Below are 14666 nucleotides of genomic sequence, written 5' to 3' on the forward strand. Positions count from 1 at the left end.
ACGGTTCGATCACCATTCGTACTGATCAGTAATGTCTTCGCGGGTCCATTTGGGGTCGACGGAACCCGGGGTTGGCCTCGCTTTCGCCCACGCCGATTCGGCGGCGAGCAGTCGTTCGGCGACCACCGCTTCGCCGTGCCACCGCAGTGCCGCCCCGACCTCGGTGACCCACCTGTCGAGCAACGCGCGATCGTGCAGCAGCCCACGTGCGCGCACCACCCACGCCATCATTGCCAGACCCACGGCCGCGCCCGCCGTCAATCCCGCGACGGACAGGCCCGGCGCCACCCCTGCCAGGAGACGGCTCGACGCCAGCGCGATCCCCAGCCCGAAGCCAACCCCCAGCACCGCCATCAGCCGGCCCTCCAATCGCCGCGACGACGACGGCGACCGACTCACCTCGGGCGGAGGACGGCGGACTGGCTGCAGCGGCACTGCGCCGCGTTGCTCCAGCCCGAGGTCGGTCGCGGCGGCGCCGATCGCGCGGGCGATCTCCTCGTCGAGCTCGACGACGAACCGGTCGGCCTCGGCCCGCACCAGCGTCTCGAAGTCGGCCGATCCGCCGACGGGTACCGCAGAGGCGACCTCGCGCAGTTCGGCGCGCAACTCCGAGCACCCGTCCCTGACGAACCGGAGCAGCCGCAGGCGGGTGCGCTGGAGCACGCCTCTCAGCTCTACGGCACCGGCCCTGGCCGCCGACGCGCGCCGATCGGTGATCGGGCGCCCTCGCGACCGCTCCGCTTGCACTCGAAACTCACTAGACCGCAACTGATTTCGTCGTCTCAGATCCGGATCCGCGAGGCGCTCGTCCAGCTCGGCGACCAGATCGCCAAGGCGTGGTTCACCGAGATCGGGGGCAGCGGCGACACCCACCCACGGCATCGACTCGGCGCGCACGTCCCAACCCGCGACGAGTATCCGGTCGGCTTCCATCACATCGCGCCAACCCCTGTGCGCATCGACCTTCGACACCACTCCGACCACCAGATCGGTACGTGCCGCCGCCCGCTCCAAGAGCGCCCAGTCCGACCGGGTAGCCGGCGCCACCGCCGACACCACGGCGAGCACCGCGTCGGGCGCACGCTCCGGCGAGAGCCCGTCGGCCCCGACCACCGTCAGGTCGGGAATTTGCGTGCGCAGACCCTCGATGACACCGCTCACGCCCGACAGTGGCGGTCCGACCACCAGGACGACCCGATCCGGCGAGGTCACGTCGACGACCTCCGCGCACCGTCGAGGAGTCGCAGCGAGCCCCTGACGATGTCTGCGCTGCACCGGCGATGCAAGGCGTTGACGGGCCCGCGACCGTACCTTCGCCACCGGACGGCACGTTCGAGGTGGGCGGGTGCCGTGTCGCCGCGGTCGACGGACAGACCGGCGGCCTCGATCACCTCGACGGCAGCACCCATGGTAGCCATCACCGTGACGTCGTCAACAAGTAGATCCGACACCGCACTGGCATCCAATTGTACTGCGAGGCAGCGTATTTCGGCGATGGCCGCACGCAGGCGCCGGTACTTGACCGGTGCCGCCGTCGCGTCGAGTGCGGCGACCACCTCGTCGAGGTTGCCGAGGTGAGACAGGTGCGAACCCAGCCGACCGGCATCACACCCGTCGGCCAGCGCGAGAACCGCGTGCGCGATGCCGAACCTGTCGAGGCGTGCGAGCAGGCGGGCACGCACGTCACGACCGACCGGATGAGGATCGTCGACGAAGGCGTCGACACTGGTGAGGCTTGGCGGCTCGGTCACGAATCGACGAAGTGCCGCCACGAGATCGTGCTCGAGGTCGCCGCCGTCCTCCAGTGCCGCCAGGAGTCCCACCACCGGTATCACCGGGGCGCCGGTCAGCTCGTGAACGGCCACAGCCCTCCTGCGGGCGACGGCGATCGGTCCCCCTGCACCGGCACCCGCGAGATCGGCCTTCGTGAGGACGATCAGCACCGGCCGACGAGCGGATCGTGCGACCGCGAGATCCTCGGTCTTGGCAGTCTCGGCGATCACCAGGATGCAGACGTCGAACGCGTCGCCGCTGGCGCCGAACGGCACCACGTGAACACCCCGTTGCCGCAGTGCGGCCTCCACCCGGCCCCGGCCGACACCCGTCCGGCCGACCACCGCAACGCGCACCGGTCGCCGCAAACGGTTGATTACCGGCGTGAAGTGCGCGCTACCCACGGTTTCAGCGACGCTTGCCAGCTCGCCGATGAACTCCTGTGTCATGTTCCGGCCCCCCGGGACCATCGTCGCACCCCCGCGGACCCCCGGCAGGCGGCGCTATTCACAGAACCCGCCGGGTAGCTGAAGAAGACAACTGTTGGGTATCGAATTGCACCACGATGCGGGTCCACCGTCCTCGATGAGCGACCATGGACGGATGCACGTGCAGCGCGAGGAGGCCTGGGAGGCGGCCTCGGAGTCGGTTTCCGACCCAACCCCATTCCTCGCGCACCCTCATCCGCGCATCACCAGCTTCCGATCCCGCCGGTCAGCGCTGTCCGGTCTGCAGCGGGAGACGTGGGATCGCCGCTGGCCGGAGCTCGGAATGCAGGCCAGGGACTCCGACGGGAACCTCGCAGGAGTGCTGGACGCGCAGGCCTGGTTCGAACGCTCGGCGCCGCTGGTGCTCGAGATCGGCTGCGGAACCGGCGTCTCGACCCTGGCCATGGCCGCGTCCGAGCCCGACCTGGACGTGATCGCGGTCGAGGTCTACAAGCGCGGCCTCGCGCAGCTGCTGAACGGCATCGACCGCGAGGGCCTAGACAATGTGCGTCTGATCCGCGGTGACGGTGTCGACGTGCTCGAGCACCTTCTCGCACCGGAGTCCCTGACCGGCGTGCGGGTTTTCTTCCCGGACCCCTGGCCCAAGGTGCGGCACCACAAGCGCCGACTGATGCAGCCCGCGACGGTCGCCCTGATCGCCGACCGGCTCCGGCCCGGCGGGATCCTGCACGCCGCGACGGATCATCCCGGATATGCCGAACAGATCGGCGAGGTCGGCGACGCCGAACCCAGACTGCGCAGGCTCAGTGGTGACGCCATCACGGGAGCGGGTCCCGAGCTGCCCATCTCGGTACGACGACCCGTAACGAAGTACGAGGACAAGGCGCAGCGCGCGGGCAGCGCGGTGGCCGAATTCCTCTGGGAGAAGCGGCCATGAGCGTCACCGAGGACTTCGGGATCGTCGGGCAGGACGTCGGCGACGTTGCCGATGCGCTCGCCGGCGAGGTCGGCGACAGTGCGGAGACTCTGCTCCGGAGTCCTCAGCGGGTACTGCTCGTATGGGACGCACCGAACCTCGACATGGGTCTCGGGTCGATCCTGGGCGGCCGCCCGACCGCGGCCCACCGGCCACGGTTCGACGCGCTTGGTCGGTGGCTCCTGGCCCGTACCGCCGACTTGTCGAGCGCCCGCTCGTCCGCGGAGCCGCCGGTCACGTTCGAGCCGGAGGCCACGGTCTTCACCAACATCGCACCAGGCAGCGCCGACGTCGTCCGCCCGTGGGTGGAGGCGCTGCGCAACGTTGGTTTCGCGGTGTTCGCCAAACCCAAGATCGACGACGACAGCGACGTCGACAGCGACATGCTGGACCACATCGCGCTGCGCCTGAGCGAGGGCCTCGCCAGCGTGTACGTGGCGTCCGCTGACGGGCAGGCGTTCCGGCTCCCCCTCGAGGAGATCGCCCGCGACGGCATCCCGGTAAGCGTTCTCGGATTTCGCGAACATGCCAGTTGGGCGCTAGCGTCGGATACCTTGGAGTTTGTCGATCTCGAGGACATCCCCGGTGTCTTCCGGGAGCCGCTACCGCGAATCGGCCTTGACTCGCTGCCCCAGCAAGGGGCGTGGCTGCAGCCGTTCCGGCCGCTGTCCTCGCTACTTACCTCGCGCGCGTGAACAGATAGAAGCAGCCGAGGGAGAGACAACTTGAAGAAGACCAGTTAGGAGCTCACGTGTTCGCCTGGTGGGGTCGGATGGTGTACCAGTTCCGATACGCAGTCATCGGAATCATGGTCGCGCTGTGCCTTGGTGGCGGCATCTACGGCGCAAGCCTGGGTCAGCACGTTACCCAGAGCGGCTTCTACGACGACACCAGCCAGTCAGTCGCTGCCTCCGAGTTGGCCGACGACGTCTACGGGCGCGACCGGCTCAGCCACATCGTCGCCGTCCTGGACGCGCCCGAGGGCAAGAAGGCCAATGACCCGCAGTGGTCCAAGCAGATGAAGGACGAGCTCGACCAGGTCGTCGCGGACCACCCCGACCAGATTCTTTACTGGCGGGGCTATCTGGAGAGTCCCACCGGAGACCCAACTACCAACGCCGCGCTCGCCAACGACGGCACCCGCACGTTCGTCGTCATGCCGCTCAAGGGTGACAACGACGACACCATCCTCAAGAACTACAAGATCATTCAGCCCGATCTGCAGACCGTTGACGACGGCAAGATCAAACTGGCCGGCCTTCAGCCCATCGCCAGTGAGCTGACCGGCACCATCGGCGACGATCAGAAGCGCGCCGAGGTGGCGGCCATCCCGCTGGTGGCGGTGGTGCTGTTCTTCGTCTTCGGCACCGTCATCGCCGCGAGCCTGCCCGCCATCATCGGCGGACTGACAATCATGGGTGCGCTCGGCATCATGCGCCTGGCCGCCGAGTTCACCCCCGTGCACTTCTTCGCCCAACCCGTGGTCACGCTGATCGGCCTTGGCATCGCGATCGACTATGGCTTGTTCATCGTGAGTCGGTTCCGAGAAGAGCTGGCCGAGGGTTACGACACCGAGGCGGCAGTGCGGCGCACGATGATGACGTCGGGTCGCACCGTCATGTTCTCTGCGGTCATCATCGTGGCGTCGTCGGTGCCCCTGCTGCTCTTCCCGCAGGGCTTCCTCAAGTCGATCACCTACGCGATCATCGCCTCGGTCATGCTCGCGGCGATCATGTCGAACACCGTGCTCATCGCCGCGCTGGCCGTCCTCGGACACCGCGTTGACTCGCTCGGGGTGAGCTCCTTGACCAGGTTCGCCCTACCCGACACCATCAAGTCTGACGCCTCCAACCCGAAGAAGAACACCCTCGCCCTCGCCTCGATCCCGGCGGGCATCCTTCTTCCCCCGGTGGGCATCGCAATCGGGCACATCGCCCGTTCCCAGATCAAGAGGACCGGCGAACAGGGCGCAGGCCTGGCACTCATCGGCCTGCTGTTCGCCTACCTCGGCACCTATGGCGGACTCGCCTACGGCGCTTACGCCCTCCGGGATGCCGGCGTCGTCGAGGGAGCCCTGTTCTGGATCCTGCTCGGCATCGTGATCTTCTGCGCCACCGTCACCGCGATCCTCGTCCTGGCGAGGTACATCCCGCTGATCCGCAAGCCGACCATCTGGTGGCTGAACTTCCTGGCCGAGAAGACGCAGAAGACGAAAACCCGCGAAGAGGTCGAGAAGGGCTTCTGGGGCACGCTGGTCAACAAGGTCATGAAGCGGCCGGGACTGTTCGCGCTGCCGATCGTGATCGTGATGATCCTGCTCGTCATCCCGCTGGGTCAGCTGGCTCTCGGAGGCATCAGCGAGAAGTACCTGCCCCCGGACAATGCGGTGCGCCAGGCACAGAACGCCTTCGACTCCAGTTTCCCCGGGTACCGCACCGAGAAGCTGACGCTGGTCGTCCAGAACGCGACACCGGAGCAGCTCGCTCAGGTCAAGAACGAGGCGGCCCAGATCACCGGCTTCACCGGCACCTGGGACGAGCGCCCCGTGGCGCCGGACGTCAAGGATCCGGCGATACCGGTCGGCACCGACGGACAACCGCACCCCTGCCTGTCGAAAGACCTGCCCTGTGTACTGCAGAACGGTCTCGAACAGCGCAACGACGCCGCCAAGAAGATCGACGAGCTGCGGAACCTCTCGGCGCCCAAGGGCGTGACGATCTGGGTCGGCGGCACCCCCGCCCTGGAGCAGGACAGCATCCACAGCCTCTTCGCGAAGCTACCGCTGATGGTCGTGGTGCTGATCCTCACCACCACGGTGCTCATGTTCCTGGCGTTCGGCTCACTGGTGCTGCCCATCAAGGCCGCGCTGATGAGTGCGCTCACCCTCGGCTCGACGATGGGCATCCTGACGTGGATGTTCGTCGACGGGCACGGCTCGGGTCTGATGAACTACACGCCGCAGCCACTCATGGCCCCGATGATCGGTCTGATCATTGCCGTCATCTGGGGTCTGTCGACGGACTACGAGGTGTTCCTGGTCTCCCGCATGGTGGAGGCCAGAGCGCGCGGATTGTCCACGGCAGAGGCGATCCGCATCGGCACCGCCACCACGGGCCGCCTGATCACTGGCGCCGCACTCGTCCTTGCGGTCGTCGCGGGCGCGTTCGTGTTCTCGGACCTCGTGATGATGAAGTACCTGGCCTTCGGTCTGCTGTTGGCCCTGCTGCTCGACGCCACGATCATCCGAATGTTCCTGGTTCCAGCGATCATGAAGATGCTCGGCGACGACTGCTGGTGGGCGCCGCAGTGGATGAAGCGCATTCAGGAGCGGCTGGGGCTCGGTGAAGTGGAACTCCCCGACGAGCGCAAGCGGCCCACGGCCCGCGAGCCCGAGGTGGATTCCGAGGCTCTCGTCGGCGCCGGTGCACCCATGCGGGCGCTGCCACCTCACGACCCCACCCATCCGCAGGGTGGGCGGTCGTCGACGACGGGCAAGGTCGCTCCGCAGCGTGTCAGCCCACCTTCGGCCGCGGGGACGACGCGCATCCCGACCACCACGTCGGCGCCCGTTGCCGAGCCGCCGACCACGCGGATGCCCGCCGCGCCCGCCGATCAGACCACCCGGATACCGGCGCCGGCCGATGCCGCCACCACGCGCACGCCACGGATCGACCCGAATCGGCCCGCCACCCCGCCGCGGACCGCGACCCCCACCAGAGAATCCAGCTCCCGCGGGGCGAGCGCCACCGGGAGCCGCGAGATCGAGTCGTGGCTCGGCGACCTGCGCGGCGGAGCCACTGGTTCGGGCTCGCAATCGGAGGTCCAGCGGCCACCGACGGCTGGTCGACGTCAACCACCGCCCTCTCCGGCAGCCGAGCCACCCACCACGGCGATTCCCACTCAGCGGGCTTCGGACTCCGAGCCCACCGAGAAGATCGACACGCGCGACACCGAGGAGAATCCCAAGCGCCGCGGCGGCGGGGTAAGCGCGGCTGATCTGTTGCGCAGGGAAGGCCGGCTCTAGGTTTCGGCCTCGAGGTCGTCGGCCTTGCCTTCGATGGGTGGCCCGACGTCCGCGGCGAGGGCGGCCTCCTCGGCAGCCGGGTCGTCGGCCAGCAGCACGCGCGCCGCGCTGTTGAGAACCGCGACTATCGGGACCGCCAGAAGTGCGCCCACGATCCCGGCCGTGACACCGCCCGCAGCGATCGCGAGCACCACCGCAAGGGGATGAAGAGACACCGCGCGGCCCATCACGAGCGGCTGCAGGACGTGCGCCTCGAACTGCTGCACGGCGATGATCAGACCGAACGTGATCAACGCATAGACCCAGCCCTTCGCGATCAGCGCGACGATCACGGCCAGCCCGCCGGTGAGGACCGCGCCCACCAAGGGGATGAATGCACCGAGGAAGACGAGCGACGCCAGGGGCAGCGCAAGGGGAATCCCCATGATCGCCAGGCCGGTTCCAATGCCGACCGCGTCGACGAGCGCCACCAGGAAGGTGGCACGGACGTAGCCGATCAACGAGTGGAAGCCGGCGCGGCTCGCGTCGCGCACACGGTCGCGGACGGTCAGCGGGAAGATCTTGGTGACGAACGCGAAGATGTTGCGGCCGCCCTGCAGCAAGAAGATCAGCGTGAACAACATCAGCAACGCGCCGGTGACGATCTCGGTGATGGTGCCCGCCGTCGACAGAGCGCCGCTGGTCAACTTCGACTGATTGTTCTTGAGCGCCTCGATGGCGGTGTCCGTCGCGCTCTTGATCTGGTCGTTGCTGAAGTGCGACAGCAAGCCGGTGTTGAGCGAGTTCCTGGCGTTGGTGATGCTGAGGGTCACCTGGTCGACCAGTGCGGGGGCGCCCTGGATGAACTGGCTGACTACGAACGTCAGGATGCCGCCCACCACCACGATGCTGCACAGAATTACCGCGGCCACGGCCGCGCCCCTCGGCAGTCCGCGGCGGTCGAGGTGGTCGACGAGCGGCAGCAACATCGCCGTCACCATCGTCGCGAGCAACACCGGCACCACGATGACCTCGAGGTGCATCACCACCCAGAACAACGCGATGAGCGCACCCATGATGATCAGCAGTCGCCACGACCATGCGGCGGTCTTGCGGACGAGTGGGTGCACCGACGCGTCGGCCTGCGGGTCAAGCGACAAGAGGAAGCCCTCTGGCATCCCGGTAGCGTAACGACTCGCCGCGCGCGATCCGGGCAAGCTCGTCGGGCGGTCGCGCGCCGTTACCCTGTAGCCGTGTCGCAGGACGCCTCGGAGGGCAGGAGCAAAGCGACCCGGGAAGATGCCCCGGAGGGCAGGAGCGAAGCGACCCGGGAAATTCGCCAGCGCGGCAAGTACTGGTGGTTGCGTTGGGCGATCATCTGCGTCGCTCTCGCGGTGCTCGCCGTCGAGGTGGTGCTGGTATGGGACCAGCTCGCGAAGGCATGGCGGAGCCTGCTGTCGGCCAACTGGTGGTGGGTTCTCGCCTCGGTGTTCGCCGCGCTGGCGTCGATGCACAGCTTCGCCCAGATCCAGCGCACCCTGCTCAAGTCCGCGGGCGTACACGTAAAGCAGTGGCGGTCGGAGGCCGCGTTCTACGCCGGCAATGCCCTGTCGACGACCATGCCGGGTGGCCCCGTGCTCTCGGCGACGTTCGTCTATCGGCAGCAACGCATTTGGGGCGCCTCGCCCATGGTCGCGTCGTGGCAGTTGGTCATGTCGGGGGTGTTGCAGGTGGTCGGCCTGGCCCTGCTCGGGCTCGCGGGTGCCTTCCTCCTCGGCGCGAGCAAGAACCCCCTGTCGCTCATCTTCACGCTCGGCGGTTTCGTCGCGTTGCTGGTGTTGGCGCAGAGCGTTGCTTCGAATCCTCATCAGATCGACGGCATCGGGGTGCGCCTGCTGTCCTGGTTCAACTCGGTGCGGGGCAAGCCGGCCGACACCGGCCTGCACAAGTGGCGCGAGATGCTCGAGCAGCTCGAGTCGGTGAGCTTGACCCGACGTGCCCTTGGCACGGCGTTCAGCTGGTCACTCTTCAACTGGGTGGCCGACGTCGCCTGCCTGGCATTCGCCGCATACGCCGCGGGCGGCAAGCCGTCACTGGCGGGTCTCACGGTGGCCTACGCGGCGGCGCGCGCGGTCGGGTCCATCCCGCTAATGCCAGGTGGGTTACTGGTCGTGGAGGCCGTCCTCGTCCCCGGCCTGGTGTCCAGCGGCATGACGCTGGCGTCCGCGATCTCCGCGATGCTCATCTACCGGCTGGTGAGCTGGATCTTCATCTCGGCGATCGGCTGGGTGGTGTTCTTCTTCATGTTCCGCACCGAGAAGGACATCGACCCGGACGCGGCCCTCGAGCCCGACGCATCGTCATCCACGCCAGAGCAGTTCAGCCCCGGCCCGGAAGCGGTCTACGAGGCGGAGGTCCAACCACCGCGCCAGTTCAGTCCGGATCCCGAAGCAAGACACGAGCCCGAGGCGGGGCCATAGGATCGGCGGATGCACCGCACCATCTGGAACACCTTCGCGATTCTGGGTGCGGCCGCCCTCCTCACCGCCTGCGGGACTTCGAGCCAAACTCCGTCCGAGTCGACCGGAGCCTCCGGCTCGGCGACGTCGACCGCCGGCACGGCGACACCCACCACTGCCGCGAGGGTGCAAGCCACTCCCATCATCGCGAGTGTCATCGCGGCACCGGTGCCGGTGCCGACGACCGACGGCAAGAAGCACCTCGCCTACGAGCTGCAGCTGATCAATGCCCTCGGAGGTGACGTCACGCTGAAGTCGTTGTCCGTCAAGGCCGGAGGCGACGAGCTCGTGTCGTTGTCCGGCGATGGATTGAAGTACTGGACGCGCGCCCTCGGCGCCGGGGAGATCCCGACCACGACCTTGGGCCCCGGGCAGGCGGGCATCGTATGGCTCGACGTCGTGCTCGACGGCTCGGCGCCGGTACCCGCCGATCTGTCGCACACCATCGTCGTCGACCTGGCCAAGCCGATGCCACCGCTTCTGCCCGCCACAATGACCGAGGACGACGTCGCCCCCGTGACGGTGTCCACGCATCAGCCGGTCGTCATCTCGCCACCGCTGACCGGTCCGCGCTGGCTGGACGCCAACAGCTGCTGCGACATGACGGCGCACCGGACCGCGATGAACCCCCTGGACGGAAACCTTTGGGCTGCTGAGCGATTCGCGATCGACTACCTACAGCTCAGCGCCGACGGCACCATCGTCAAGGGCGATCAAACCAAGCCGGAGAGCTACCCGTACTTCGGCGCCGACATCCACGCGGTCGCCGACGGGCCCGTCGTCACCGTGCTCGACGGGTTGCCCGAGCAGGTGGCGGGCAAGAGTCCCACCGGATTGACGCTCGAGCAGTACGGCGGCAACCACGTCGTACAGGACATCGGCGGGGGCAACTATGCGTTCTACGCACACCTGAAGACCGGCTCCGTGAAGGTGAAGCCCGGCGACCAACTCACCACCGGTCAGGTGATCGCCAACCTCGGCAACACCGGCAACACCGACGCGCCACATCTTCACTTCCACGTGATGAGCACACCGGACCCGTTGCGCTCCAACGGTTTACCGTTCGTCTTCAAGGACTTCACCCTGGACGGAAGGATGGCGTCGATGGAAGCGCTGGATCCGCTGTTGACGGGCCAACCCGCCCCGATGGCACCGGGCAGTGCGTCGCGTGACGAGAAGAACCTCAGTCCGTTGGTACTCGACGTGATGACCTATGCAGGAGGCTAGCGACGCGACGGCGCGCGCCGCGGCGACCGCACTGCTCGCCGACGTCGTGTGCGTGCTGGTGTTCTGCGCGATCGGCAGGCGGAGTCACGCCGAGGGGATCACCGTCGCGGGCGTGCTCGAAACGGCATGGCCGTTCCTGTCCGGCACTGCGGCCGGTTGGCTGGCCGCCAGGGCATGGCAACGTCCGACCTCGTTGGCCCCGACGGGCCTCGTCATCTGGCTGAGCACCGTCGTCATCGGAATGTTGTTGCGCAAGGCCACATCTCAAGGCACGGCGATCAGCTTCGTGGTGGTCGCTTCGCTTTCGACCGCCATCCTGCTACTCGGTTGGCGCCTCGGCGCAAGGGCCCTGGCTCGCCGCTGAGCGAGCCGTCGCCCTCTGAAAACGGTTCCGGTTCAGGCGAAGTCGACACGGTCAGCGTGGCGCGCAGACCGCCGAGTGGGCCGGTCGACAACTCGATGCCGCCACCGTGCAGCGCCGCCTGCTGCGCCACCAACGCGAGTCCGAGGCCCGATCCACCGGGCGCCGCCGTACTGCCACGGGCGAACCTGCCCATGACGAACTGGTGCTCGTCGGCGGGAAGTCCGCATCCGTCGTCGTCGACGACGATGGTGAGCACCTCGTCGCGGCCGTCGACTGCGGCATGCCGGTGTGCGGTCAACAAGATCGTGGTGGCGCCGCCGTGAGCAATTGCATTGCGCACCAGGTTGTCCACCGCGAGCCGCAGCCCAGCCGGCCAACCCCAGATCGTGCCCATGGCATCGTCACTGTGCACGACGATCTCCACGTCGCCGGCCCGGCTGTTCTCGCGGGCCACCCGGTCGAGCATGTCCGTGACGTCGATCAGTTCACGGTCCTCGGCCTGCGCCAACTGTCCCGACGCGAGCTGTCCGAGAGCCGTGATGATGGCCTCCACCCGGCGCTGGGCACGGGCCAGGTCGCCGACGACCTCGTCCCGTTCGTCGGCGGGCAGGTCGTGGATCCTCAGGGTGTCGAGGTCGGCCCGCATCGCGGTCAACGGAGTACGCAATTCGTGTGCGGCATTGGCCGCGAAGTCCTGAGCAGCCTGGAGAGAGTTCGTCGTGGCCAGCTGCGCAGCGGCGAGGCGTTCGAGCATGCCGGCCATCGCATCGGACAGCTCCTCGGCCTCCCGCGCGCCCTTCACCGCCGTCATCCGGTCGCTGCCCTTCCCCAGTCGCATGGTCTGCTCGGTGAGCCTGCGCAACGGCCGGATCGCCGGACCCGCCAGCATCCACCCCAGTCCCCCGGCGATGAGCACGGTCACGACGCCGACTGCGCTGTAGAGCGGGATACGCGCCCGGTTCAGCAGGATGCTGTCGGCACGGATGCCGACCGACATTAGTACCCCGCCCTGTTGGTCCACCGGGATGGTGCGTACCCGATACTCGATGCCGTTGACCTCGACGGTCTCGCTCCCCGGCGGCAACAGAGGCAGCTGGAAGCCCCGCTGGAACACCACCTGACCCGACGATCGCGACCGCCCGGTCTGGAGCACGCCATTCGTTTGGTCGTAGACGCTGGCGTCGACGATCGCGTCCAGTCGACGGTCGAGCTGCGCGGCGTCGTTGTTGGCCAACACCACCGACGTGAGAACGGTGAACACCGCGACGACGGCGGCCGCCGCGACCGCCGAGGCGAGGGCGACGCGCGTACGCAGTGAGGCGGACCGGCCGACTCGGGGCAGTCGCACCTCAAGGCTCGTCGCGCAGGACGTACCCGATCCCGCGAACGGTGTGGATCACCCGGGGGTGGCCTTCGCGCTCGAGCTTGCGTCGCAGGTAGCTGATGAACACGTCGGCGACGTTGGTGTCCACGTCGAAGTCGTAACCCCACACCAACTCGAGCAACCGCTGCCGCGACAACACCACGCCCGCATTCTCCGCCAGAACCGCAAGCAGATCGAACTCTCGCTTGGTCAGTTCTGCCCGCTCGCCCTCGACGAACACCAGCCGCCTGGCCGTGTCGATGGTCAGCGGTCCGACCGTCATCGTGTCCGGCGAACGGTCCGACAAACTCGACCGCCGCAACAGCGCATGCAGCCTGGCGACCAGTTCGCCGAGGTCGAACGGCTTGGTCAGGTAGTCGTCCGCACCCGCTTCGAGACCGGCGATCCTGTCGTTGACCGTGTCTCGCGCAGACAGCACGCAGATCGGGATGTCGTTGCCCAGCGCCCGCAATGCGGTCACCACCGCCACGCCGTCCAGTTCCGGCATCTGCACGTCCAGCACCAGCGCGTCGTGCGATTCGGTGGACAGCAGGCGCAGCGCTTCCTTGCCAGTCGCCGCGACCCGCACGTCGAAACCGGAGTGCCGCAATCCACGGGACACGGATGTTCTGACGTCCGGATCGTCGTCCACCATCAACACCGTGCGACCCGCGCCGTCAAGCGCAGGTGGCCCCGCCACCCGCACCAGGTCTACGGAATGGCTGGGGCAGGCGCCGCGCCGCAGCGGTTCTTCAGGTCGACGAGAGGCTGACGGATGCCCGTGAGGTCGGCCTTCACGCCCGGGTTCTGCTCCATGTAGGTGGCCACCTCCGTGCGCACCTCATCGCGCGGCAGACCCTCGAGGCTGGTGAAGAAGTAGTTCACGTCGGGGTGGGTGAACAGGTACGCCGAGGTCGACGCGGAGACGCCCGACGCCACGCCTGCGAGGTCCGCGGCGGTGCAGTTCGGGGGGTTGAGGGCTGGATCATCTGCCATGGCAGACGGAAGCGCACCGAACAACATCGCGCCTGCGATCGCGCCGGCGCCCATTGCGCCAGCTACCGCACGTCGCCCAGCACGGGCCGAGAGCAACATGATCAAGCTCCTTCATCGAATGTGCAGAGTCCTTCAGGTTCCTCGGTGACCGCCAAACCTGTGCAGTCACCGACAACGGAAAGCTAAGCAGAATCGGTGACGACTTTCTTGCCTTGCGGCCAAACCGGCGTCAAAAAGATCGAACTTCCAGTTCACGGGCGTCTCGTGAAGACGCGGGCGAGTCGCTGAGGGCTACCTGGGAGTCGTCGTCGAAGGCCCCGGCAGCGGGCCGGTGCCGGGTGCGACTGCCGTGGCGGGCGATGACTGCGCCGGCACTGAGGTCCCCGGCACCCCTACCGTCTGTGCCGTGGGGAGCGCGCCTGGCAAACCTCCGGGCGGCGAGCCGGCCTGCGACTGCGCCCCCTGCAGCAGCCCCATCACCTGCGGCAGCGTCACCGGCAGCTTGCAGCGGGTCGACAGGCTCACCAGCGGACTCTGCAGCGCCTGCATGTCCTTGGCCGCCTGCGGGTTCGCGTCGAAGTACGTCTTCAACGCACCGAGTGACTGCGGTCCCGCCTGCTGCTGCGAAATCGTCGTCAGGGCGGTGTTGGTTTGGGGGTGCGCATCGAGGTAGTTACCGGTCGAGGTGGCCACCGAACCGATCGTGCGCGCAACCTGGCTCGCCGCGCAGGGGTCCGGCGCGGCCGTCGCCGACGGCGCCCCCGGCACCGCCATCGCTGTCACGATCACACCACCGACTGCAGACGCAGCGAACACGCCTCCGAGGCAGCGCCGAAGGGCGGGAGTGGTGGTCTTCATGGGAAACTCCTCACCTGGGGCGGTCGTGCAATTGCCTGCCCACCGCACGGATCACCGATATTCGCCGCTGGGAGAGACCCCCGACCCGCAGCGTTCACGCGCCATACTGCCATCAGGCGAGCCCAGCCACCAATCCGC

13 protein-coding genes are annotated in these 14666 nt (G+C 67.7%); 6 read left to right on the forward strand and 7 right to left on the reverse strand.

Features of this window, described 5'->3' with window-relative positions; all coding sequences use genetic code 11:
* Positions 1-9: 9 nt before the first annotated feature.
* A complete protein-coding gene (locus tag VET27_RS13600; RefSeq protein WP_526518890.1) occupies positions 10-1212 on the reverse strand; it encodes a hypothetical protein in 1203 nt (400 codons plus the stop codon).
* Positions 1209-2222, reverse strand: coding sequence for a hypothetical protein (locus VET27_RS13605; protein WP_526518892.1), 1014 nt, complete (start codon positions 2220-2222; stop codon positions 1209-1211). The genes VET27_RS13600 and VET27_RS13605 overlap by 4 nt, the downstream gene beginning before the upstream one ends.
* Before the next feature lie 136 nt (positions 2223-2358).
* Here VET27_RS13605 and trmB point away from each other — a divergent pair, with 136 nt between their 5' ends.
* The 3 genes from trmB to VET27_RS13620 are packed head-to-tail and all read left to right on the forward strand — an operon-like array spanning position 2359 to position 7222.
* Complete coding sequence (trmB, locus tag VET27_RS13610; RefSeq protein WP_526519025.1) at positions 2359-3159, forward strand: tRNA (guanosine(46)-N7)-methyltransferase TrmB; 801 nt, start codon at positions 2359-2361, stop codon at positions 3157-3159.
* On the forward strand, positions 3156-3893 hold the full coding sequence (locus VET27_RS13615) for an NYN domain-containing protein (protein WP_526518894.1): 738 nt from the start codon (positions 3156-3158) through the stop codon (positions 3891-3893). The genes trmB and VET27_RS13615 overlap by 4 nt, the downstream gene beginning before the upstream one ends.
* Before the next feature lie 56 nt (positions 3894-3949).
* Positions 3950-7222, forward strand: a complete 3273-nt coding sequence (locus VET27_RS13620; RefSeq protein WP_526518896.1) for an MMPL family transporter — start codon at positions 3950-3952, stop codon at positions 7220-7222.
* Here VET27_RS13620 and VET27_RS13625 read toward each other — a convergent pair.
* On the reverse strand, positions 7219-8379 hold the full coding sequence (locus VET27_RS13625) for an AI-2E family transporter (RefSeq protein WP_526518898.1): 1161 nt from the start codon (positions 8377-8379) through the stop codon (positions 7219-7221). The genes VET27_RS13620 and VET27_RS13625 overlap by 4 nt on opposite strands.
* Before the next feature lie 75 nt (positions 8380-8454).
* On the opposite strand from VET27_RS13625, the gene VET27_RS13630 reads away from it, so the two are divergent.
* Genes VET27_RS13630 through VET27_RS13640 form a run of 3 tightly spaced genes read left to right on the forward strand, consistent with a single transcriptional unit; the run spans position 8455 to position 11311 of the window.
* Positions 8455-9681, forward strand: a complete 1227-nt coding sequence (locus VET27_RS13630; protein ID WP_526518900.1) for a lysylphosphatidylglycerol synthase transmembrane domain-containing protein — start codon at positions 8455-8457, stop codon at positions 9679-9681.
* Positions 9682-9690: 9 nt separating this feature from the next.
* Positions 9691-10947, forward strand: coding sequence for a M23 family metallopeptidase (locus VET27_RS13635; RefSeq protein WP_526518902.1), 1257 nt, complete (start codon positions 9691-9693; stop codon positions 10945-10947).
* Positions 10934-11311 (forward strand): DUF3054 family protein, encoded by a 378-nt coding sequence (locus tag VET27_RS13640; RefSeq protein WP_526518904.1) that lies wholly within the window; start codon positions 10934-10936, stop codon positions 11309-11311. The genes VET27_RS13635 and VET27_RS13640 overlap by 14 nt, the downstream gene beginning before the upstream one ends.
* On the opposite strand, the gene VET27_RS13645 is transcribed toward VET27_RS13640, so the two are convergent.
* From VET27_RS13645 to VET27_RS13660, 4 genes are all read right to left on the reverse strand, one after another.
* Positions 11226-12659 (reverse strand): sensor histidine kinase, encoded by a 1434-nt coding sequence (locus VET27_RS13645; protein ID WP_526518906.1) that lies wholly within the window; start codon positions 12657-12659, stop codon positions 11226-11228. The two genes, VET27_RS13640 and VET27_RS13645, sit on opposite strands and share 86 nt — an antisense overlap.
* A 1-nt stretch (position 12660) precedes the next feature.
* Positions 12661-13329: a response regulator transcription factor gene (locus tag VET27_RS13650; RefSeq protein WP_526519028.1), complete on the reverse strand. Its 669-nt coding sequence runs from the start codon at positions 13327-13329 to the stop codon at positions 12661-12663.
* Positions 13330-13385: 56 nt separating this feature from the next.
* Positions 13386-13769: a hemophore-related protein gene (locus tag VET27_RS13655; RefSeq protein WP_526518908.1), complete on the reverse strand. Its 384-nt coding sequence runs from the start codon at positions 13767-13769 to the stop codon at positions 13386-13388.
* 192 nt (positions 13770-13961) lie between these two features.
* Entirely contained in the window at positions 13962-14528 is a 567-nt protein-coding gene (locus VET27_RS13660) for a hemophore (RefSeq protein ID WP_526518910.1), read from the reverse strand.
* Positions 14529-14666: the final 138 nt, after the last annotated feature.

It is taken from the genome of Mycobacterium sp., assembly GCF_035633495.1.
Classification (GTDB): Bacteria; Actinomycetota; Actinomycetes; order Mycobacteriales; family Mycobacteriaceae; genus Mycobacterium.